Raw genomic sequence first — 22098 nt, forward strand, 5'->3', positions numbered from 1 at the left:
CATTTATAAATCTATGCGCGCAATTATTGAATACACTCCGCTGATTTTGTTTTTTGCGGTTTTCAAATTAGTTGATATTTATTGGGCAACAGCCTTGCTGATGCTAACTACCTTAATTCAGGTTGCTTATTGTTATTTTAAAGATGGCAAAGTACCAACCCGCCACTGGGTGTTTTTTGCAATCGCAGTCGTGCTAGGAACACTTACCTTAGTCTTCCACGATGAACAGTATGTGAAATGGAAGGCCACCATTGTCTATGCCATCTTAAGTGCTACCTTGTTAGTCAGCCGCTATGTGCTTGGCAAAAACCTAGTTAAAAAAGCACTTAGCTCTATTTTAGAAAATGCCTCTGAGAGTAAACAAGAAATCAAGGTACCGGAAACACTGTGGAACAAACTTAATCTCTTTTGGGTTGCAGTAACCGGTGGTATATCAGCGCTGAACATCTACATTGCCTATAATTTCTCACTCGATTTTTGGGTTAACTTTAAAGTATTTGGTTTAATGGGCATTACCTTTGTATGCGTGCTAGCCACCATCATTACTCTATTTAAATACTTACCTGAGGATGACGAAGAGGAAGATTCAAAGCAATCTTAATGTCATAAATCTGTCGTCTTAGCTTGTTAGCGTATACAAAAAACACGCTGAGACGACATTGAACGCTAACCAATACCGCTGGTTTGAATTTACCCTCATATTTGTTTCTTTGCCGCTATTAGGCTTCTTGCTACGCGCCCACCTCGCTAACTGGCTTATACCTGCCCTTATTATTTTAATGGCCGTGTGCAGCATGTTGCTTTTGTCTGACCCTCATTTCAAACGCTTTAGGCTAACCAGCTTAGGTGAATTTAGTGCAGTCAAACGTCGCTTGTTTAGCTTCTTCTTTTTAGGGGCGCTATTCTCAGGCATGTTTTACGGCATCATGAATCAAGAAAACTGGTTTTCGATGCCCAGAAATTCTTTTTATGATTGGCTGATGTTGTTATTGCTCTATCCCATTTTATCGGTGATGCCACAAGAGCTTATTTTTAGAACCTATTTTTTCCATCGTTATAAACACATTATGCCAAGTAAAACCGTGCGTATTATTGTCAGCGCATCGGTGTTTGCGTTGGCTCACATTGTCTATGCGAATATACTCGCCGTACTGCTGGCATTTTTAGGTGGGCTGCTTTTTTCTTACACCTATGCGCAAAGCCGCTCGACCTTTGTGTGTGTTATTGAACACAGTTTATGGGGACTTTGGATGTTTACTTTGGGGCTAGGTGATGTTTTAGATGCAGGGGCTATTTAGCGAATATAAAAAAGCCGCGCAAAAGTGCGCGGCTAAATATTGAGTTGGCTTTTAAAATCCGAAAATACTAAATGCAAAAAACTTCGTTGCGACCGTATTTACAAAAATAAGTAATAAAATGGCAGGGATAAACGTTGATAGCGAAAAGTTCACATACTTCTCTGTAAAGCTGCCGATATAGCCGTCACAGCCTTGGCTTAGCTCTGCTGATAAGTTTGCTTTTTTCCAGCGGTACATAACGAATAAACACACCATTAAACCATTAAGCGGTAAAATTGTGTCGTAAAACACATCATAAACAATATCAAATAAGCTCTTATCTGCGCCGCCATAATTAACAAACTGAGTAAGTGAGTCAACCATACCAAACGACATGGTACACAACACAGTTAATACGCCTGTTGATAAAGTTAGGATAGCCAATGCTTTTTTACGGCTGATACCCTTACGGTCACTTAATGTTGCTGTTGGTACTTCTACAATTGATACAAGCGACGTAATTGCAGCAAAAAAGACGAGTAAGAAGAATACAAACGCAACAATTGATGCACCCACGTAACCAATGTCAGCTTGAAGTGCTAATAAAATTTTTGGTAGGTATACAAAAATCATCGACACCGATGAGTCTGATAAAGTACTCGGATCAGTATTCGGATTAAAACTAAAAATAGCTGGAAGCACCATAAGACCGGCAATAAATGCAACCAATGAATCGGTTACCGCAACCATTTTTGCACTGCCAACAATGTCGTCTTTCTTAGAAATATACGATGCATAGGTCATTAAAATACCCATACCTAACGACAGTGAGAAGAACGCTTGAGCCAGCGCACCATTAAGTACACTTGCACTCATTTTACTGAAATCAGGAACGATATAGTACTTAACACCCGCCATCGCGTTATCAAGTGTTAATACATAAACCACCAGCGCGGTAAGTAGCACAAATAAAGCCGGCATCATAAACTTAGCTGCTTTCTCGATGCCCTCTTTAACACCACCAACCAAGATCAAGTTAACGATGATTGCAACTACAGCCATATAACCAAACACGGTATAGCTATTGATAAAGGTACCAAAGTTATCAGGCTGAGCTAAAGCATCTAAATTACCAAATGCGGTTTGCGATAAATAACCAAAAATCCACACAGTGATCACCATGTAAAAAACAGCAATCATAAATGGCGTTAGTACCGCTAAAAAGCCTGCAAAGTTCCATTTTGGATCATTGCTCGCCAATAATTTGTAAGAACCGAGAGGATCTTTTTGCGCTTTACGACCCATTGCCATTTCGGCCATCATTACAGGCAAACAGATAAAAATGACAAACAATGCATAGACTAAAAGGAAAGCACCACCACCATTTTTTGTAGCGGAAACAGGAAAACCCACTAAGTTTCCGATACCTACAGCAGAACCGGCTGCCGCTAAAATAAAACCGAGGCGGGAGCTAAAATGCTCGCGTTTTTCGCTCATTTAAAAACCTTATTATTATTTTCTCAATCAAGCGACTCTACCAGTGTTATACCGCGTATTTCAAGCTTTATAAGTTAAAGTTATATGGGTTTGTGTAAAGATTATTACGCAAATAATCTCTCGTCTACTCAGCAGAATATGCTACTATTTTTTCAAAATAACATTGAGAACACATTATGCTATATATGATTTATTCAACAGACGTTGAGAATAGTTTGGAAGCACGTAAATCTGCTCGCCCTGCTCACTTAGCTCGCCTTCAGGAATTAGACGATCAAAATCGTTTATTTACAGCAGGCCCGCTACCAGCCGTTGATAGTGAAGACCCTGCTGAAGCCGGTTTTACAGGCTCATTAGTGGTTGCTGAGTTTGATTCATTAGAAGCAGCAAGGGAATGGGCAGCAAACGACCCTTATATTGCTGCTGGCGTTTACGATAACTCAGTTGTAAAGCCATTTAAAAAAGTCTTTGGTTAATTTTTAATTAGAGTGAACTTTCCTGCTGCAATAATTCAGTGTTTGTTCACTGCTTGTTAACTAAGATCATCTCGTTAAATCACATAATTTAACGTTTTTACTTGAGTTTTAGTTACTTGGTTAATTAAACTAAATGGGTCTGGTTTAGGAGTTTCCCGTCATGCGCGTATTATTAGCCTTCAGTTTTAGCCTACTATTTGCACTTTCGAGCTTTCAAGCAGCTGCAAGTAACAAGCAAGCTGATGAGGTCAGTAAAAAGCAAGCAGTGTTGATTGCAAAAAAAGCGGAAGACGGTAGAACCCTCAAAATCACAGAGCAAGAAAAAGTATATACCGTTAGAATATTAAAAACGAACGGACACGTGGTCGATATCCATGTGAACAAAAAGACTGGCGAAGTGAAAAAGGATTAAAAATGCGAATTTTAGTAATTGAAGATGATTTACACTTAGCAGACAATTTACGTAATGCCCTTGAGAAAGAGCGCTACAGTGTAGATCTTTGTCACGATGGCGAAGCTGGTTTATTTCATATTACAGAATACCCTCTTGATATGGCAGTAGTCGATTTAGGCTTACCAAAAGTAGATGGTATAGAACTGATCACAAAAGCACGTGCACAAGGTATTACTATTCCTATCTTAATTTTAACGGCGCGTGACCGTTGGCAAGATAAAGTTGAAGGTTTAGATGCAGGCGCTGATGATTACCTTACTAAACCGTTTCATGTTGAAGAGTTAATTGCGCGCTGTAACGCACTTATTCGCCGTAGTGCGGGTAAAGCAAACCCTGAAATGACAGCAGGTCCAATCAAAATTCATACTCGCTCTCAGCAAGTATGGGTAGATGACAGAGAGCTTAGCCTGACAGCATATGAATACAAAGTACTTGAGTACTTAATGGTTAACCCACAAAAAGTGATCTCTAAGTCAGAGCTAACTGAGCATATTTACGACCAAGACTTTGATCTTGACTCAAACGTAATTGAAGTATTCGTGCTTCGTTTACGTAAAAAGCTAGACCCTGACGGTACACTAAACCCTGTAGAAACGTTACGTGGCCGTGGTTACAGGCTTAAAAGTCAGTGGTAGCATCGCAAATACCGCTTAAAGTAAGGCAAGGATTTATCCTTGTCTTTGTTTTATTAGTTGCTTTACCAATTTTGTTTTTCTCAATTGGTAAGGCTTACTACGCCTCCTTAGTCGAAGCGACCGAAAAAACGCTCGAAGCCCACTTATATTCTCTTATCTCTGAAGTTGACTTTACTGAACGTGGCATTGTGATGCCAAGCACCATTCTCACCCCCGAACTAAACAGACTAAACTCAGACACCTACGCTATGATTTATCGTGGCGATCTACCTGTTTGGTACTCTGAGTCAGCAACGAATATAAATTTTATTCCTGACGAATTCGAAGCCCCTGCTGGTTCAGCCGATTTCCGTCGTGTTGAATATAATAATGTGGTTTATTGGCAGCTTACCCTTACCGTTATCCTAGAAAATATAGATCAATCCGAGCATGCACGGTTTATTTTGTTAAAACGTAATGATGCTCTACTCAGGTTGATGGATGGCTTTAAACAAACCTTAGTAAATTGGATGTATGTTATGGGTGTTGCAATCGCCGCATTGATGGCGATTGGTTTTGTTTGGAGCGCAAGACCCCTACAACGTTTAGACAAAGAAATAAAATCCATTGAGTCTGGCGATAATCAACAAATTAAGGGTCTTTACCCTGTTGAGCTACAAACAATTAAGGCAGATTTAAACTTATTACTTGAATCACAGCAGCGCCAAAAAGAGCGTTATCGGGCGTCATTAAGCGATTTAGCGCACGCATTGAAAACCCCATTAGCTGTACTTAAGTCAAGCCCTTTAGCCAATGATGCAGATGCACAAGAGCAGTTAGACCGTATTAATGTGATGATCGAGCATCAATTAAAGCGAGCCGCCACTGGTGCGTCTGATACATGGAAAAAACAAACGCTTGTTAAACCTGTTATTGATTCAATTTTAAGTGCCATGACGAAGGTTTATCGTGACAAAGATATTATCTTTACTTGTGAAGTAACAGAGAAAGATTACTTCTTAGGTGATAAAACCGACTTAATGGAATTGTTAGGTAATCTAATAGACAATGCTTGTAAAGCTTGCCGCTCGCAAGTTGACATTAACGTTAAGCAAGGCAAATCATTAACAATTAATATCTGTGATGATGGACCTGGCGTGCCCGTTGACAAGCGTGAATCATTATTAACAAGAGGCACCCGATTGGACACTTATGAAAGTGGTCATGGTGTTGGTATGGCTATCGTGTCGGACTTAGTAAACTCTTATAATGGCCACTTAACAATTGGTGACTCCGAAAAACTTGGTGGCGCTGAGTTTATTTTAGAGTTTAACTATCGTGATAAAAAATAATATGAAACACCCGATATTTACAGTTTTTTTAGGATTTATATCATTTCAAGCATTCTCTATCGATGCTCAACAGCAATGCACATTAAACGGCAATACACCTGCTGAAACAAAGCAATATATTCGCTGCTTAGATAAAGTCATTGCAGATTTGGAACGCGAACAAAAAATGTGGGTGAATAAACTGACTCTAGATCTGGAAAAGATAAAAGAAGATACGGGGAACAGCCAACTATTACCTATATTTTTACGCAGTGTAAAAAACCAAGCCAGCTATCAAGAGGACAGTTGTCGTTGGCGATATTTGCAAAAAATGCCAAATGCAACCAAGGCAGCTATTACCTACAAGCAATGTGAAATTGCTATACTCAATCAGCACCTGAGTGTGTTAAAGCAACCATTAAAGTAAAAAGGCGCATCAGCGCCTTTTAATCATCTAATTTAAGCTCTTCGCCGTTTCCCAGCAAAGTTGCGAGCCAACGCCCTTCTTGGCTTGTTTCAAGAGCTATTTTAACTATCATAGTTAATGGTACGGATAACAGCATTCCAACTGTTCCCATCAACCAACCCCAAAAGATTAAAGATAAGAATACAACTAACGTTGATAAACCCAAACCTTTACCCATAAATTTAGGCTCAACTATGTTACCCATCACTGTATTTATTACTAGGTAACCACCCGCAATAACCCCAGCAACAAGCGGGCCTTGTGTAATTAAAGCTAATAATACCGCCGGTACGGCCGCAATAATCGACCCAATATTAGGGATATAATTGAGCATGAATGCCACAACCCCCCACAGCACAAAGTAATCAACACCAAGTGCCCATAGCATAAAACCAGCAAGCAGGCCGGTACCTAAACTTACTAACGTTTTTATCGCAAGATAAGAGTTAATAGAGTCTAAAAAGCGGTCAATTTGCTTCATTTTCATTTCGGGGTCATCTAATGCCATATGTACTTTTTTGCTTAGCATTGGCCCTTCAAACAGCATAAATACTACCGTTAAAATAATAAGAAACATATTTGCCATTACGCCGCCAAGGCCTGTAAGCATATTTGTAGCCACATCAATCATTTTTCCTGGGTCAAATAAAGAAATAATCTGTTCTTTATCAATCAAGATGTTATAACTAGCAGCAACATTAACAACCCACACAAACTCTTCTTGTAGTTGCGCTTTGTACTCAGGTAGTTTTTCAGAGAAATCGGTCATAGATTGCCCTACCAAACCGGCAAGGCTTACCCCTACACCAACTATCATCATCATGACAAAAACCACTGCAATTGCTTTAGGAATTCCATATTTAGCAAAAAAGCGGATCAGGGGATTACATATAATGGCAATAAAAGCTGCCAAAACAAAAGGGATCACAATTACACTTGCAGCTTTAATACCTGCTAAAACAATAACTAAAGCGGCAAAGATAACTAAACTTTTATTTACACCAGTCAAACTCGACAAAATAAAATCCTTGTGAATTATTTTCTCCAGTGTAAGTCAAATAAACACTAAAAGAAATCTCTGTGCAACTGGCACAGTTAATGCCTGTTTTGTACACATTATTTGAACAAACTATGACCTTAAGTTACTATTACCCAGTCGTACTTAAAAGGAGCTAGGGATGACACATTTATCAGAGCAAGAGTTGTCTTTTTTTAATAGCTTATTTGAGGCTGAACAAAGTGTTGATGACCCTATCAACACTAAAATGTCATTAAATCTCAACCTACCAGACAAGCTAAGTGGATTACTCAAGAATGCAAAATTAACGCTATTGGCAGAAGTGGGTATCTATCAGTTGTGGTTTCCATTAGAGTTCACCACAGATGAAAGCGGTCAATTAACGCCGGTTCTTAGTGCGCCTGAAGTAATCGACACCAAAGGAATTGAAAGAAGTTGGCGAACACCCGATCTTGACCTACAAACAGAAAAATACGTTATTTTATCACTCTCGAGTACTGGAATACTCCTACAACCAAAACATGCCGAAGCCGTTTTAGAGCAAGAAATTACGCTTGCTTTTAAGTTACCCAACCAAGAGCATGTGATGATCAGAGCCAAACCTGTCAGAGCGACAAGTAAAGGTATTGCTGCAAAAATAATTAAGGTCTGTGAAGGCGAAGATGCAATGCGCCAATACTTATTCGACATTCACAAACATCATCACGCAAAGTTATATGAACAAGGAAACATAACGACTGAACTTATCTAGTTGCATGACATGCTACGCTTCGATAAGCTCGCTTTTTTGCAGCAAATCCAAATAAGGTATTTTATGAGTTATCCTATCGGAACCCCTGGTAAACCTTGGAATGATGAAGACAAAAAAGCATGGCTTGCGCTTCAATCAGTAAAGCGTAGCTACTCAGATGACGTCGTATCACAGCTTGATTCATTATCAGAAAAGTTCGATGTTGAACGCTATGGTACGCTTGACTATGACATTAACAGCTACCCGCTTTTCATTTTAAAAAGCAAAAATTGGCAAAATAATAAACCATGCGTGTTAGTAACAGGTGGTGTACACGGTTATGAAACGAGTGGCGTGCACGGCGCATTAGCCTTTGCCAAAAAATCAGCTACCGATTACCTTTCACACTTTAATATTTTGATTGCACCCTGTATTAGCCCTTGGGGTTACGAAACCATAAACCGTTGGAATCCAACTGCAACTGATCCAAACCGCTCCTTTTATCAAAATAGTCCTGCGCAAGAATCGGCAGCAATCATGCAGTACCTAGCTGATAATTCAATTGCACCGTACGCACATATTGATCTCCATGAAACAACCGACACTGATAATAGCGAGTTTCGTCCAGCGCTTGCAGCGCGCGATGCCAAAACACACGATAATTGGAATATACCAGATGGATTTTATCTTGTAGCTGACAGCGAACGTCCTGAACATGAATTCCAAACCGCAATTATAAAATCAGTTGAAAAAGTTACCCACATCGCCCCAAGTGATGAAAATAACCAGTTGATTGGTGTGCCGCAAACTCAGTTTGGAGTAATTAATTACGAAGCGAAAAAGCTCGGTTTATGTATGGGCTTAACAGATGCAGAATTTGTAACAACAACAGAGGTCTACCCTGATAGCCCACAAGCAAGTGACGAAATTTGTATTCACGCTCAAGTAGCGGCAATTACAGGCGCTCTTGACTATATTGTTAATAAATAGTTATCTATACTTTAAATGCCAGATGAATAAGCTATCTGCACAACACCCATAAAAGCAATTAAAAACCAATAAAAAGCATAAATTTAGAATATTTATGCTTTTTTATAATTGTACAATAAATAGCTAGACACGCTCTGTGAATTGTATAAAATTCGCGCTCTTTTTAATTCGAAAGGGAAGCAAATTGGAATTTAAGAATCACTATGGCAGTGTCAGTATCATCACTGAGGGTCCAATAATTATTGGACAATTTTCTGGTAATATTAACGCACGATTAGTCAACGACTTCGCGACTGGTTTAAAAAAGCATATCAGTGCTTTGGCTGGGCGCCCGTGGGCTTATATTAGTCATTCTACACACCTACTTGCAACGACTCCTGATGCAGAACGAGGTTTTGCTAATTTATTCCGTGCTTTACAGGGCACAAACTGTATTGCCACAGCATATATGTTCAGCTCTTCAATCGTGCTTAATCAAATGAAACGTATCATCGCAGAAGCTGAGTCTCCGATTCAAATTCTTGATTGTTTATTTGATGATTTGCAAAGCGCCAAAGCTTATGTTTTAAAACAACTTGAATTTGCTGAAATGGCTTGTTAACAAGCCATTTCAATACCAATCGTTATTAGTTTTTATAAAACTTTGTTTCTTTCGTTATCGCTATATCTGCATCTTCAAGCGCTTGAATATGGAAACTAATTGGCGTTACTTTTGATTTTAATTCATAACCATCAGCAACCACGGTAACAGGCACCCTCTTCATTTGACCTGCATCAATCGTTATTGTTTCTGGCACCTGAAGACTAGCCTCTTCGATACCAGTTATACCAATTGAATAGCTCAAACTATGCTGAGTTTTATTGATAATTGATAAAGTGTATGGGTTTTCAACCAGCCCTTCAAAGTTAACACGATACAAAGCATTACGGTCACGAATAACTGATGCTTCTATTGGCGTACGCATAGCTACCCAAACGACCATAGCAACCACAAATAAGGCCGTTAAACCGCCATACCCAAGCAGTTTTAACCTAAATGGGTTTGTTGTTTTTCCTTCCATTTGTTTTTCTGAGGCATATTTTATTAGCCCCTTTGGATAATTAAATTTTTCCATGGTATCGTCACATGCATCGATACATAAGCCGCAGTTTATGCATTCATATTGCAAGCCATTTCGTATATCAATACCTGCAGGGCATACTTCAACACACAGGTTACAATCTACACAGTCACCTAAACCTAACTCTTTAGGATCGGCTTTACGCTTACGCGCACCACGAGATTCCCCTCGTTCTTGATCGTAGGTAACGACTAACGTGTCTTTATCAAACATTACTGATTGAAAACGTGAATATGGACACGCAACAGTACACATTTTTTCACGTAAGAACCCCGCATTGCCATAGGTACAAAAAGCGAACAAGAAAACCCAAAAGCTAACAAGCCCTGACATTTCAAGTGTGAATAAGCTCATGTATAAAAACTTAGCAGGTATAAAATAAGCCATAAATGACATTGATGTGAGTAAAGAGATGACAAGCCAAACTGCATGTTTGGTTATTTTCTTTTGCCACTTACTTGCTGACCAAGGAGATTTATCAAGTTTGATTCGTTGGTTACGGTTCCCTTCGACTTTATGTTCGACCCAAGTGAACATAAGCATCCAAATTGTTTGCGGGCAGGTATAACCACACCAAACTCGGCCTAACCAGTTCGTCACAAAAAACAATGCAAAAGCACCTGTCATAAATAACATGGCTAAAATCATAAAATCTTGAGGTAACAGTGTTAACCCAAACAAGCTAAATTTTTGTGTTGCTACGTCGAGTAAGACGGCTTGACGACCATCATACTGAATCCACGGAATGGCGATAAACGTCAACATCAGTACCCAGCCTAAGTAACGGCGGATACGTTGGAAGTGCCCCTTTTGCTCTCGGATATAAATCGGCCCATCTTGGTTGTAGGGCTTGATGATTAAGTCTTGCTCTTTAATATCAAATTTCATTTTGCTACTTACTTCTGTGTCGGTAATAACCTTACAGAGCAACTATCAGGCCAACTCAAAATAAAATTAAATAATTGATATTAATGACTATTTTCTCACTTAAAATAACCAAAATCGCGAAATAACGCGAACAGCCACGCTATTTCGCGAAATTACGTTTTATAGCCAGCTTTTTCATTTTTGATCTAAGAGTACTTTCTGGTAAACCAAGCAAGGTAGCAGCGCCATTTTCACCTGATATTTGGCCGTTACACCGTTTTAGTACCTCGCAAATATGCTGCTTTTGTACAGCAGCAAGCGAGACAACTTGCTCATTTGTTTGCTCGTTATTCAAAGGTGCAGAGAGTTGTAGCAAAGCTTGTTTTGATAAAATAGCTTCACGCTCGAGGATATTTTGTAGCTCGCGAATATTGCCTGGCCAATCATAATTAGACAACTTAGTGAGCGTTGCTTTGCTAAGCCCCTTTAGCTGCTTACCTAACCGCTTGTTAAGCTGAGTGATTATGTTTGCCGCGAGAAGTGGAATGTCTTCTTTGCGCTCACGCAGCGCAGGAACACGAATGGGAAACACATTTAAGCGATAATATAAGTCCATGCGAAAGCTGCCCTGCTCAACCATTTGCCATAAGTTTCGATTAGTTGCGGCTAATACTCGAATATCGACTTTTAAGGTTTGGCTACCTCCTACGCGCTCAAACTCTTGCTCTTGTAGCACGCGCAATAACTTACTTTGCGCTTCTAATGGTAACTCTGCCACTTCATCTAAAAATAGAGTGCCTTTATCAGCCAGTTCAAAACGCCCTTTTCTGCGCTCATTAGCGCCGGTAAACGCTCCTTTTTCATGACCGAATAACTCTGATTCTATTAAATTTGCAGAAAATGCCGCGCAATTTACTTTAATGAATGGTTGCTCAGCGCGGCTACTTAAACGGTGTAAGTTTCTCGCCACCAGTTCTTTACCTGTGCCATTTTCACCTAAAATCAAAACGGTACTGTTCGTTTGACTCACTAGGGTTATTTGCTCAAGCATACTTTGAAACGAATGACTTTGCCCGACTAAACCCGACCCCTGCCAATCTTCATTTAACTCAGAAATAAGATAGGCGTTCTCAGCTTGTAACTGCTCAGACAAGTGCTGAACTTGGGCCAGAGCATCGCGCAATGCAACTTCAGTTTGCTGCTGCTTTGAGACATCGCGAAAAATCGCGACTGCTCCAATCAAGGCGCCATTTTTGTAAACGGGTGTTGAGGTATACTCAACAGCAAAATAACTACCATCTTTACGCCAGAATACCTCATCATTTACGTGACGATGTTTACCATCGAACATAGTGCAATATATTTGGCATTCATCTGCAGGATATGGTGAGCCATCTTTTCGAGTATGGTGATGATATTGGTGAATTTTTTTACCGAGGAGTTCTTCTGCTTTCCAGCCAGTCATACGCTCAGCTGCTGGGTTGACGAATACAGCATTACCCGATAAATCAAAGCCGTATATCCCTTCTCCTACAGCATTTAATAAAAGTGTTGGATCATTTAAAAATTCTTTAATCATAGCAAAATGTCTATTCGCGAAATATCACGACACATTATCGCAACGAATAATCATTAAAACAAGCTATGAAAAAAGCCAAAGAGCGCTATAAAAGCGCTCTTACTAGTTAAAAAGTTACATGGCAGGAACTAAGCGGATTTCACCTTGTGCTACTTGCAGATCGAGTGGCAACTTACTAAGTAAAGCTATTTTCGGGTCGCTTGTATTAAGTTTGTAAACTGGATTGACCGCTAAAAACCCATTAATTACTTGCATAGCTTGATCATCAAGTAAACTTAAGTTCCCTTTAAAGCCAGCGGTATCTACCTGCGTATCTAACAATTTTACATTACGTAAGAACACGGCTTTTTTCTCACTGTCATAAAAAGGGCTACCTTCTATTTCAAGCTTTAGTCGTACAGGGTATTTAAGTGCAAACGCATTAACAACAGCGCTTGAATCAGCACCTAACACGATAACATCACGTTTTTCTGGACCGACATTAACACTCAAATCGTTAACTGCAAATTCTACAGGTAACCCCATTAATTTTATTTGTTCTTTAAATTTGGGTAGTTGATTTGATAAAGCCGCTTCAATTTCTGAATTCGTGAATGAATAAACCGAAATGCCTTGCTCTGTACTTTTACATGCGCCTAACAGTAAGCAAGTTAATAATAGTAAAATTCTCATGGTCTTCCTCAAAAAAGCCGCTAATTAAGCGGCTTCTAAATAGTCGTTATTGTGCAAATATTGCTTTAAGCCTTGCTAGTGTGTCAGGTGAAACTGAACCTTCACTGACCGCTAAAAGCTGTTTCAAGTAGTAATAAACATCGGCTTGTTCTCCACGGTGCTTATCATCAAGCATCGCAACTTGCTCAGTCATACGTAATTGACTATCGGCAGACTCTACACCAGCTAAAATTTCAATACGTGTTAGTAATTGCTGCGCGTTTAATACGGTTGTCAATGGCGTTTGGAACTGAGCAGGAATATCAGTATTACTCTCAAGCGCTGTAAATAAAGCATTGAGCTTAGAGAGCTCTGCTTGCTTACTAATTTGCGCTGTTTTTGCACTAATCGCCGCTTCTAACTGAGTAACCCGAGTTGATAACGCTTTCGAATACTCAAGCTCTGCAAGCTTCGCAGCTAAGTCTTTGAGCTGAGCAAGATGAACCACTGTTTCTAGTGCAGATTCAAGCTCAGTTAACTGCTCTGCTATAACTTCGTCATTTTGCTGTTGTGCTTGTTTTTGCTGTTCAAACTCGGCACTTCGCTTGGCAAATGTCTCATCATTAACACGTCTAAATTGCTGCCATAAAGTGTTCTCTGCTTTCATCCCTGCAAAGCCTATTGTTTGCCAAGTTTGTTGAAGTGCTTTTAGCTCTTGGCACGCAGCAGCTAAATCATCGCTTTGCGATAACTGTGTTGCTTGCTCAACAAGTGCAGCTTTTTGCTCAGCATTTGCTTTATGAAATGCAGCAAGTTGAGCTTGAACTTGTGATTGTGCAGCTTTGAATTGCGCTTGTAGTTCACGGTATGTTTTAGGATCTACATTACCAGCAGAACGCCATGCTTTAGCAATCCGATTAAATTTACTTTCAAACTGCTTCCAATCAAACTCATCAGACTGAGTATCCAATTCATTTAGCTGTTGCATTTGTGAGATAATATCAACACGCTGTGATTTAGCTTGCTCACGCTGTTGCTCTTGCTCAGCAAAGTACTCACGGCACGGCGCAAACAGTAACTCTACTTGCTGATCAAATTGCTCACCTTGGCGTTTCTCTTGTTCTGTATCAAGACGCCCTAATTCATTCCAACGTCGACGCAACTGTTTAACTTGCTCTGCACGTTGTTTAGGGTCAGTACATTCTGCTGTCGCTAATTCACTCACTTCTTTAAGTAGTGCTTCACGCTTTGGTGCAGATGCGTATTTTTGCCAATCTTTTGCTTCCGCTAATTGCGACTCAAGGTCAGATTTAAGTGAATCAAGTGGTTGCTTATAAGACTCGGTTAGCGTGTTATATAGTTCTTCAAATCCTTTAAAAACACCAAATGCAATATTAAAACGACCTTGCTCAATCAATCGTTTAACATCTCGTGCTTTTCGCTTAGCGGCTTGCTGATTTTTAGTCAATTTTGTCGTAAGTGGCGCCATTGCTTCTTGCCACATGTTAACACGCGCTGTTAAGGCTGCTTTTAAACTACCCTGTAATCGCGAAGGGATCTTAGATAATTTTTGACGAGCATTTTTTTGCTGTGTTTTAAACTCTCGCTGACGCTCATCAAACAGTGCTTCATCATCACTTGGTTCAATCGCAGATAACGTTTCAAACGCTTGTTTGTATTCAGCTATCGAGGTAACAAGTGTTGGTAATTGCTCTACCTGCTCAAACAAACTCTCTAAGCGCTTTTTAACATCACGAACAGTTTGATTATCAGTTAGTTTTGTTTCAGTAAGTGCTTCTTTTGCTTGTGCTACTTTCGCTTCTAACCAATCTTGTTGGATTTGCTCAGGCGCTTCCATCCCAAGCTGTAGAGCATTCTCAATCTCTTCTGATAACGCTTCAAGTGTTGCCAGTGCGAGTACTTGGCGCTGTTGCTCCAATAATAATTGTTGAGCAATTTCATATTCATTACGAAGCGAAGCAAGGTGAACATCTAACTTTTGAGTGATCGCTATGTATTTTTTATCAAGCGCTTTAACTTGTTCTTCATTCAACCACTTAAGTTCAATCGCCTGCCATTGCTGTAACAAATCAGCATGTTGTTGAGATACCAGTTGAAAATCAGTTTTATCACGTAATGCATTTAATTTGGCCAACACAACGCGTGTATCTGCCTCAACTTTAGCTGGCATTTCAATAGCTAAACGTTCGTTTTCAAGGTGAGTGGCTAGCTGCTGTTGAGCTTTCCCTTTGGCATGCTTTAATAATGATTTTGCTAACTGGTGATTGATAACCAACTCAACAAGCTGAGCTTGTAGTTCTTCACTGCCTTCTTTAAATGCTTTATCAATCAAGTTAGCATTGGCTAAACGCTTTAATAATTTAACGCGAACTTGCACTTCTTTTTCTGCAAATGCTAACTTCTCTAGTGTTTTAACAGGCGCATAACGCTCGATAAATTCATTTTTAATGTTTACATCTAATTGACTGTCAGTGTTTAAAACAGCTTGATTGATGTGCTGCTCGGCAAGCTCTTTCAGCGCTTGATCTTGCTTATACACCTGCCACCACAAAACGATATCATTCACTTTATTCAAGGCTTTTTTACGGATCTCTGCAGAACTGTCTTCCAGTGCAATACTATTTAAGATGCTGAGATCGCGCTCGGTATCAAGGCGTTCAACGGCTGCCAAACGAACTTGGTTTTTAGGGTGCTTCCATTTCGGAGTAAACAGGTGTTTAAAGATCATTTTCACTAAACCTAGCTATTTCATTTTCTGATGCGAATTCTTTTTGCAATTGAGCTTTGCTCTTTTGCACCATTTCACCATTTTCACCAATGGTAAATTGCTCATTGGTTTGCGAAACTTTAGCTTGGTAAAGCATCACGAGCTGAACGGTTTGTTGTTTTTGCTCTTCAGTTAATGGTGTGCCATCAGGCCATTTACCTGTTGAGGCGCCGTACTGAAGACGCTCAAATACGTCGGGGGTGATATTTTTAACTATGTGATCAATATTCATGTTACTTTTTCTTTTTCAAAACTACTAAATAGATGCGGCTAACGAGATACCAAACAAAACCTACAGCCATTGCCGCTGAATAGGCATACCACTCAAGAGACTTTGCTTCGGGGTGCATAAAGTAATAACAGAAAAAGCCCCCTAAAAATAAAATCAGTGCGAGGAAAGAGTGATTCATAAACTTTTGTTGTTTACGAATGCGCGTTTCTTTTTGCATTTGTTGCATTTGTTCATTGCTAAGATCGGTGACTTGGCATTCGCAATGCGGACACTGCTTATGTTTATCAGATATTGATTTTGCACATTGCGGGCAACTAATAATCGCCATATCTTTCTCCATACTACGCATAAAAAAGGCGCCTTAAGGCGCCCTTTATTGTACTCGTTTTATGAGTCGATGTCTTATTTGAATTTCATTCAATTGTGAAGATTCGAAAACTGCAATCATCAAACTCATCTTGGAAATACGATTTATTCTTTTTCTTTAGCCTTATCTACTAAACGCTTTTCCCAGAAGATCGCATTTTTGATGCCTAACTTAACTGGATCAAAGGTAATTTCACCACCCGCTTTCTTTTGATCTTCATAATCACGTAAACAGTTGAGTGCTGGTTTGGCGACAAAGAAAATGGCTAAGATACCGACAATATTAATCCAAGCCATTAAGCCAACACCAATATCACCAATTGCCCAAATATAGCCAGAGTTATTCACCATACCGTAAGCAACCATGAACATGATAACCACTTTAACGACAACTAATGGAATGCTACCTTTAAAATAACGGTTTAAGTAAGCAACATTAGTTTCTGCAATATAGTAATAAGCAAGGATTGTAGTAAATGCGAAGAAGAACAACGCAATACCAACAAATGCTTCACCAAAACCACCAAATACACTAAATAGTGCCATTTGGGTAAAGGCTGCAGAGCCTACTTCCGTAGCTGCATCAACATTTTGCACAATAAATTGACCCGCAGGTAACTCACCAACAATATTATATTGCTTAGTGATAAGGATCATTAATGCTGTTGCAGTACACACAAAGATTGTATCCACGTAAACAGAAAATGCTTGTACTAAGCCTTGTTGGGCTGGATGATCAACTTCTGCCGCAGATGCTGCGTGAGGGCCCGTACCTTGACCTGCTTCGTTTGAATAGATACCACGTTTAACACCCCAGCCAATTGCAGCACCAAAACCTGCTTGCGCTGTGAATGCATCAGATAAAATCATTGAGAAGATACCAGGCACTTTATCCAGATTTAAAAATACCACGATTAAAGCAAGTACGATGTAACCTAACGCCATAAATGGCACCACGATTTGTGTGAAGTTTGCGATACGTTTAATACCGCCAAAAATAATAAACGCAAGCACGATTAAAATGATAGCCAGTGCAACTAACTTAAAACTACCTACTTCACCAAAACTTGTGTTAACCAGTGTGCCTTCACCAAACACTTGCGTAAATGCATTACCTACCGCATTTGCTTGTACGCCAGGTAAGAATACGCCACAGGCAACAATAGCTGATACGGCAAATAATACAGCTAACCACTTTTGCTGTAAGCAACGGTCAAAGTAATACGCTGGACCACCGCGATATTGACCGTCTTCTTCAGATTTATAAATTTGGCCAAGGGTAGACTCTGCATAGGCTGTACTCGCGCCTAAAAACGCCACAACCCACATCCAGAAAATAGCACCAGGCCCACCGAAGCCAATTGCCGCAGCAACCCCAGCAATATTACCCACACCAACACGGCCAGATAATGAAACAGCTAGCGCTTGGAATGATGAAATACCAGTATCTGAGTTATTAGAACTTAGCAATAACTTACACATTTCTTTGAAATGTCTAACTTGAGCAAAACGGGTTAAAACGGAATAAAATAGACCTGCACCTAGACATAAGTAAATGAGTGCATTACTCCAGATTATGTCATTGACGGCGCTTACAAGAGCTTCCATGGATATCCTCTATGATGATATTTTTTATTGTTAGTTACGATACTCTGCGTGAGCTTGTGAGAATACGCGACATATAAGTGTGAGAAATATTAATAAAATTTAATAACGTCTCAGCGAAACGTATTGAATATTAACTTAAACACCCCATCTTTGTTAACAGTTAATTTTCAAAATGACGTGTACGTGACTTTAATTAACATTCATTGTGCTATTCGTAAGCACCGCTGAAACTTTTATCAGTAGATACAATTACGGGCATCAGTTTTGCTGATGCCCGTAATGTGCGTTATCTTAGTTTATCGACCACGTTCACGATGGCCGCTAACGTATCTTGACCAAATTGATACGAGCGACGATCTGACCAACCGTAATCAGGATCTGGTAAATCATCGTTATCTTTAAATGGCATTTCTACCGTATACGCTAATGCATTAAACTCATGGGCAACAGCCGAAGAACCTACCGTTAAGTTAGCCTGACCCGGCTCATCTTTTGGATAACCATGCTCGTCTTGGAATTCTGGCGTCACTGTTAAAAGCGCAGCTTTAAAGCTATCTTCTAAATCTTTTAAACGGTCATCGTAACCTGGAATACCTTCACTACCTGCAACAAAGTTATAAGGAATTGCTTCGTCACCATGAATATCTAAGTGCATATCAAGGCCAGTTTCACGCATTTTGTTTAGCACCAAGAATACTTCAGGGCTATTTTCCATGCTCGGTGTTTGCCACTCACGATTTAAGTTAACCCCTTTTGCGTTAGTACGCAGGTGACCACGCACACTGCCATCAGGATTCATGTTTGGCACGATATAGAATACCGCTTTAGATAAGAGTGCTGCGGCATGTGGGTCTTCATCATCAAGTAGTTTATGAAGTAAACCTTCAACATACCACTCAGCCATCGTTTCACCTGGGTGTTGGCGTGCAGTGACCCAAATGGTCTTTTTATCCTCACTTGGGATACCTACACGCAATACACTCATGTCGCGACCATCAAGTGTTTCACCTAATGTTTCTAGTTCACATGCATGTTGGCTTTGTGCCCATGCAAGTAAATCTAAGTGACGGTCATAGCTATATGGTGCAAAGTAAGCAAAATATATGCTGCCACACTCAGGTTCAACTTCAAAAGATAGCGTGCCATCGGCGTACTCAGAAGGAACACGAAACCACGTTTGACGGTCGTATGATGCAACAGCGTGATAACCTTCCCAGCCGTCTGGATACGCTGAGTTTTCTAGGTTATTAATATGTAATTTATGGTTTTGAAACGGCGTTGTTTCAAGACGAAAGTGAAACCACTGGAAAAAATCAGACTGATTGTCTTTATTAATTTCTAATTGAATATTCAGCGGATCAACGGCTTCAATAACCTTGATATTACCACTGTCAAAATTGCTGGTGATTTTCATTCTATAAACCTATTGGTTAAAAATAATTCTTAGCTACTCGCTTGTTAGTTAAGAATTAAGTCAACGCTCTTATGTAGAACGTTTTGTTAGTAATATGGTGTAGACGTAGCACAGCCTATCACATGCAGAAAATTTGCAAACACTTTCACGACTAAAAAAGCCAGCATAATGCTGGCTTCTATATTATTTATTTTTTAGCTATTAGCGAGGTAAGCTTGGGAAAGTTACTTCAGCCATGTCACGCATACAACGTACAACCTGACAGCTATAACCAAACTCATTATCGTACCAAACGTAAAGCACAACACGGTTGTCATCTACGATTGTTGCTTGTGAGTCAACAACACCTGCGTAACGGCTACCCACTAAGTCTGTAGATACGATTTCAGTTGACGCTGTGTAATCGATTTGGTCACGAAGATCTGAGTAAAGTGCTGTTTCACGTAAGAACGCATTTAGTTCTTCAACAGTTGTACCTTTTTCAAGGTTTAAGTTCAAGATAGCCATCGATACGTTTGGTGTAGGAACACGGATAGCATTACCAGTTAGTTTACCTTCAAGCTCAGGTAACGCTTTAGAAACCGCTTTTGCAGCACCCGTTGATGTGATAACCATGTTCAGTGCAGCAGCACGACCACGACGCTCAGCTTTATGGTAGTTATCAATTAAGTTTTGGTCATTTGTGTATGAGTGAACAGTTTCAACGTGACCATTCTTGATACCAAACTTATCGTTAAGCGCTTTTAATGTAGGCGTAATAGCATTGGTTGTACAGCTTGCTGCACACACAATTTTATCTTCAGGTTTGATATCTTGGTTGTTTACACCGTATACGATGTTTTTAATATTGCCTTTAGCAGGTGCAGTTAATAATACTTTTGCAGCGCCTTTCGCTTCTAAATGCTGGCCAAGGCCTGCTTCGTCTTTCCAGATACCTGTGTTATCGACAACAAGTGCATTCTCGATGCCGTAAGCTGTGTAATCAACTTCGCTTGGTGAGTTAGCGTAGATAACTTGGATGTAACTACCGTTAGCTTTAATTGCATTACGCTCTTTATCAATTGTAATAGAGCCATTGAATGGACCGTGAATAGAGTCACGACGCAGTAAGCTTGCGCGCTTTTCTAAGTCGCCGTCTTTACCGCCACGTACGACGATTGCACGTAAACGTAAATCAGCATAAGGGCCTGACTTCTCAATTAATAGACGCGCTAATAAACGACCGATACGACCGAAGCCATATAACACAACATCACGCGGCTCTTTTCGCTCTGCATTAGCGATTTCCGCCAGTTCGTCAGTTAGGTACTCTTCAACTGAACGACCTTTAGCTGCATCATTAAATAAATAACCATACGCTAGTTTACCAATATCGATACGTGCTGAGTTTAAATCCATTTTGCTAATCGCTTCAAGAAATGGGAAGCTTTCACGTAAACGTAGTTTTGTACCTTCAAACTGAGCAACTGTTTTGTGTGCTTTGATGATATCGATTGTACTGGCATTAACGAGAGGACGGCCATATACAGCAATTTCGATACCACGACTACGGTAAAGCTTACCAATAATTGGTTGCATGCTTTCTGCGTAGTCTTGACGTTCTTGCCAGCTGTTTGTGTATTCTAACTCGTGAGATGAGGTCATTTTTTTTACCTAATTAAACAATTTTGAACGGATAGCCATAAAAATGTACTGTGATTTGAGAGCAGCACATCTCTGGCACGGGTATTCTAATTTAAACTCAAATGATTCTCCACTGTTACAGATCAATTCATTGCGCTAGAATAAAGTAGTATTTATTAACTTGAGGTTAAGGAATGTTATTAAGAGCAAGCCTGCTGCTTGGTTTACTGGCATTAACTGGGTGCGAAGATCCGCTGACACTAGCCAAAGTGTGTGAAGAAACCCCTGGCTTTTGTAATGACCTAAATAAAGATAGCCACTGTAAAGAGCAACGCAAAGACGTCATCATGCAACGTTATATTGAATATAAGTCGCCTACCGATGAAAATAAGTATCAGCTTTTAAAAGGCTTTGAAAAGTATGACCAATGCGTGTCGTTAGCAGCAAAAATTGAGCATATAAAACTAAAAGAAAAAACAACCTCACGAGTTGAAGGCCACTTGACGAGCATTAAGGAAATGACCCGTATCTTTCAAGATACTAAAGACACCAAACACCCAGGCCTTCTTTACTATCACTGGTCACGCAATAATGACCAATCTGCGTTAACTAAGTTACTTGCTCTAGAAAATGATAAAAGTGTCACTGAAAATGCTGAAATGCAATTTTTCCTTGCCAGTTATTATGTAAAGTTTGATGATGAAAAAACAATCGACTTGCTTTACAAAACATTAGAACTCAATAAGGCAGATGAAACCCCAAATCCTGAGATCTACCCAACTTTAGTCAGCTTGTTTTATAAACATGAAAAATACAAGCACGCATATACTTTCGCACGGGTTGCGCAGTTATCTGGCTACGAAAATGTTGATATTTTACCAATCGAACATAAGTTAACAGCCTCAGGTAAGAGCCTAGATAGCTTAGATGATTTAGCACAACAAACCTACGACAGTATCCAAGCAGGTCAGTTTGTGTCCCCTCGCGATTTTTAAA

General features: G+C 39.8%; 22 protein-coding genes. 11 read left to right on the forward strand and 11 right to left on the reverse strand.

From position 1 onward, the window contains the following. Positions 1–13 precede the first annotated feature (13 nt). A complete protein-coding gene (locus L3V38_RS06105) occupies positions 14–601 on the forward strand; it encodes an inner membrane-spanning protein YciB (RefSeq protein WP_237118729.1) in 588 nt (195 codons plus the stop codon). Between the two features lie 58 nt (positions 602–659). After that, on the forward strand, positions 660–1298 hold the full coding sequence (locus L3V38_RS06110) for a CPBP family glutamic-type intramembrane protease (RefSeq protein WP_237118730.1): 639 nt from the start codon (positions 660–662) through the stop codon (positions 1296–1298). A 51-nt stretch (positions 1299–1349) separates the two neighbouring features. On the opposite strand, the gene L3V38_RS06115 is transcribed toward L3V38_RS06110, so the two are convergent. Continuing rightward, positions 1350–2774, reverse strand: coding sequence for a sodium-dependent transporter (locus L3V38_RS06115; RefSeq protein ID WP_130149666.1), 1425 nt, complete (start codon positions 2772–2774; stop codon positions 1350–1352). A gap of 176 nt (positions 2775–2950) precedes the next feature. Here L3V38_RS06115 and L3V38_RS06120 point away from each other — a divergent pair, with 176 nt between their 5' ends. The 5 genes from L3V38_RS06120 (at position 2951) to L3V38_RS06140 (ending at position 6076) form a co-directional block, all read left to right on the forward strand. Beyond that, positions 2951–3250, forward strand: coding sequence for a YciI family protein (locus tag L3V38_RS06120; RefSeq protein ID WP_205989496.1), 300 nt, complete (start codon positions 2951–2953; stop codon positions 3248–3250). Between the two features lie 160 nt (positions 3251–3410). Next, a complete protein-coding gene (locus L3V38_RS06125) occupies positions 3411–3662 on the forward strand; it encodes a PepSY domain-containing protein (RefSeq protein ID WP_062568852.1) in 252 nt (83 codons plus the stop codon). Between the two features lie 2 nt (positions 3663–3664). After that, a complete protein-coding gene (locus L3V38_RS06130; protein ID WP_062568851.1) occupies positions 3665–4339 on the forward strand; it encodes a response regulator transcription factor in 675 nt (224 codons plus the stop codon). Then, the gene (locus tag L3V38_RS06135) at positions 4333–5670 is read left to right on the forward strand and encodes an ATP-binding protein (RefSeq protein WP_237118731.1); all 1338 of its coding nucleotides are present in this window, start codon (positions 4333–4335) and stop codon (positions 5668–5670) included. Before L3V38_RS06130 ends, L3V38_RS06135 begins: the two co-directional genes overlap by 7 nt. Beyond that, a complete protein-coding gene (locus tag L3V38_RS06140; protein WP_237118732.1) occupies positions 5657–6076 on the forward strand; it encodes a hypothetical protein in 420 nt (139 codons plus the stop codon). The genes L3V38_RS06135 and L3V38_RS06140 overlap by 14 nt, the downstream gene beginning before the upstream one ends. 19 nt (positions 6077–6095) lie before the next feature. On the opposite strand, the gene L3V38_RS06145 is transcribed toward L3V38_RS06140, so the two are convergent. Further along, on the reverse strand, positions 6096–7133 hold the full coding sequence (locus L3V38_RS06145; protein WP_130149664.1) for an AI-2E family transporter: 1038 nt from the start codon (positions 7131–7133) through the stop codon (positions 6096–6098). Positions 7134–7293: 160 nt separating this feature from the next. On the opposite strand from L3V38_RS06145, the gene L3V38_RS06150 reads away from it, so the two are divergent. The 3 genes from L3V38_RS06150 to L3V38_RS06160 all read left to right on the forward strand — a co-directional run bounded on the left by L3V38_RS06150 (position 7294) and on the right by L3V38_RS06160 (position 9454). Further along, complete coding sequence (locus L3V38_RS06150) at positions 7294–7884, forward strand: hypothetical protein (protein ID WP_237118733.1); 591 nt, start codon at positions 7294–7296, stop codon at positions 7882–7884. A 63-nt stretch (positions 7885–7947) separates the two neighbouring features. Then, positions 7948–8853, forward strand: coding sequence for a M14 family metallocarboxypeptidase (locus L3V38_RS06155; RefSeq protein WP_237118734.1), 906 nt, complete (start codon positions 7948–7950; stop codon positions 8851–8853). Between the two features lie 184 nt (positions 8854–9037). Continuing rightward, positions 9038–9454: a hypothetical protein gene (locus tag L3V38_RS06160; protein WP_130149661.1), complete on the forward strand. Its 417-nt coding sequence runs from the start codon at positions 9038–9040 to the stop codon at positions 9452–9454. A gap of 25 nt (positions 9455–9479) precedes the next feature. On the opposite strand, the gene ccoG is transcribed toward L3V38_RS06160, so the two are convergent. The 9 genes from ccoG to L3V38_RS06205 all read right to left on the reverse strand — a co-directional run bounded on the left by ccoG (position 9480) and on the right by L3V38_RS06205 (position 21123). Continuing rightward, complete coding sequence (ccoG, locus tag L3V38_RS06165; protein ID WP_237118735.1) at positions 9480–10862, reverse strand: cytochrome c oxidase accessory protein CcoG; 1383 nt, start codon at positions 10860–10862, stop codon at positions 9480–9482. 139 nt (positions 10863–11001) lie between these two features. Then, entirely contained in the window at positions 11002–12420 is a 1419-nt protein-coding gene (locus tag L3V38_RS06170) for a sigma 54-interacting transcriptional regulator (RefSeq protein ID WP_237118736.1), read from the reverse strand. 114 nt (positions 12421–12534) lie between these two features. Further along, complete coding sequence (locus tag L3V38_RS06175) at positions 12535–13092, reverse strand: DUF1439 domain-containing protein (RefSeq protein WP_237118737.1); 558 nt, start codon at positions 13090–13092, stop codon at positions 12535–12537. 46 nt (positions 13093–13138) lie between these two features. Then, the gene (locus L3V38_RS06180) at positions 13139–15820 is read right to left on the reverse strand and encodes a DUF349 domain-containing protein (RefSeq protein ID WP_237118738.1); all 2682 of its coding nucleotides are present in this window, start codon (positions 15818–15820) and stop codon (positions 13139–13141) included. Next, positions 15810–16091 (reverse strand): DUF1315 family protein, encoded by a 282-nt coding sequence (locus tag L3V38_RS06185; protein WP_130149656.1) that lies wholly within the window; start codon positions 16089–16091, stop codon positions 15810–15812. Before L3V38_RS06185 ends, L3V38_RS06180 begins: the two co-directional genes overlap by 11 nt. A 1-nt stretch (position 16092) precedes the next feature. Then, entirely contained in the window at positions 16093–16419 is a 327-nt protein-coding gene (locus tag L3V38_RS06190; protein WP_130150085.1) for a hypothetical protein, read from the reverse strand. Between the two features lie 143 nt (positions 16420–16562). Next, entirely contained in the window at positions 16563–18065 is a 1503-nt protein-coding gene (locus L3V38_RS06195) for an alanine/glycine:cation symporter family protein (protein WP_237118739.1), read from the reverse strand. A 286-nt stretch (positions 18066–18351) separates the two neighbouring features. Continuing rightward, positions 18352–19479: a M14-type cytosolic carboxypeptidase gene (locus L3V38_RS06200; protein WP_130149654.1), complete on the reverse strand. Its 1128-nt coding sequence runs from the start codon at positions 19477–19479 to the stop codon at positions 18352–18354. A 201-nt stretch (positions 19480–19680) separates the two neighbouring features. Next, complete coding sequence (locus L3V38_RS06205) at positions 19681–21123, reverse strand: glyceraldehyde-3-phosphate dehydrogenase (protein ID WP_130149653.1); 1443 nt, start codon at positions 21121–21123, stop codon at positions 19681–19683. Positions 21124–21296: 173 nt separating this feature from the next. On the opposite strand from L3V38_RS06205, the gene L3V38_RS06210 reads away from it, so the two are divergent. Beyond that, on the forward strand, positions 21297–22097 hold the full coding sequence (locus L3V38_RS06210) for a DUF2989 domain-containing protein (RefSeq protein WP_237118740.1): 801 nt from the start codon (positions 21297–21299) through the stop codon (positions 22095–22097). Position 22098 lies beyond the last annotated feature (1 nt).

Origin of the sequence: Pseudoalteromonas sp. L1, from assembly GCF_021728095.1 — a bacterium.
Classification (GTDB): Bacteria; Pseudomonadota; Gammaproteobacteria; order Enterobacterales; family Alteromonadaceae; genus Pseudoalteromonas.

Coding starts and splice junctions, on each gene's coding strand:
- L3V38_RS06130 (WP_062568851.1), top strand. CDS start 3,665: ATGCGAATTTTAGTAATTGAAGATGATTTACACTTAGCAGACAATTTA.
- L3V38_RS06205 (WP_130149653.1), bottom strand. CDS start 21,123: ATGACCTCATCTCACGAGTTAGAATACACAAACAGCTGGCAAGAACGT.
- L3V38_RS06190 (WP_130150085.1), bottom strand. CDS start 16,419: ATGGCGATTATTAGTTGCCCGCAATGTGCAAAATCAATATCTGATAAA.
- L3V38_RS06120 (WP_205989496.1), top strand. CDS start 2,951: ATGCTATATATGATTTATTCAACAGACGTTGAGAATAGTTTGGAAGCA.
- L3V38_RS06200 (WP_130149654.1), bottom strand. CDS start 19,479: ATGAAAATCACCAGCAATTTTGACAGTGGTAATATCAAGGTTATTGAA.
- ccoG (WP_237118735.1), bottom strand. CDS start 10,862: ATGAAATTTGATATTAAAGAGCAAGACTTAATCATCAAGCCCTACAAC.
- L3V38_RS06210 (WP_237118740.1), top strand. CDS start 21,297: ATGTTATTAAGAGCAAGCCTGCTGCTTGGTTTACTGGCATTAACTGGG.
- L3V38_RS06180 (WP_237118738.1), bottom strand. CDS start 15,820: ATGATCTTTAAACACCTGTTTACTCCGAAATGGAAGCACCCTAAAAAC.
- L3V38_RS06195 (WP_237118739.1), bottom strand. CDS start 18,065: ATGGAAGCTCTTGTAAGCGCCGTCAATGACATAATCTGGAGTAATGCA.
- L3V38_RS06150 (WP_237118733.1), top strand. CDS start 7,294: ATGACACATTTATCAGAGCAAGAGTTGTCTTTTTTTAATAGCTTATTT.
- L3V38_RS06125 (WP_062568852.1), top strand. CDS start 3,411: ATGCGCGTATTATTAGCCTTCAGTTTTAGCCTACTATTTGCACTTTCG.
- L3V38_RS06105 (WP_237118729.1), top strand. CDS start 14: ATGCGCGCAATTATTGAATACACTCCGCTGATTTTGTTTTTTGCGGTT.
- L3V38_RS06115 (WP_130149666.1), bottom strand. CDS start 2,774: ATGAGCGAAAAACGCGAGCATTTTAGCTCCCGCCTCGGTTTTATTTTA.
- L3V38_RS06170 (WP_237118736.1), bottom strand. CDS start 12,420: ATGATTAAAGAATTTTTAAATGATCCAACACTTTTATTAAATGCTGTA.
- L3V38_RS06185 (WP_130149656.1), bottom strand. CDS start 16,091: ATGAATATTGATCACATAGTTAAAAATATCACCCCCGACGTATTTGAG.
- L3V38_RS06155 (WP_237118734.1), top strand. CDS start 7,948: ATGAGTTATCCTATCGGAACCCCTGGTAAACCTTGGAATGATGAAGAC.
- L3V38_RS06175 (WP_237118737.1), bottom strand. CDS start 13,092: ATGAGAATTTTACTATTATTAACTTGCTTACTGTTAGGCGCATGTAAA.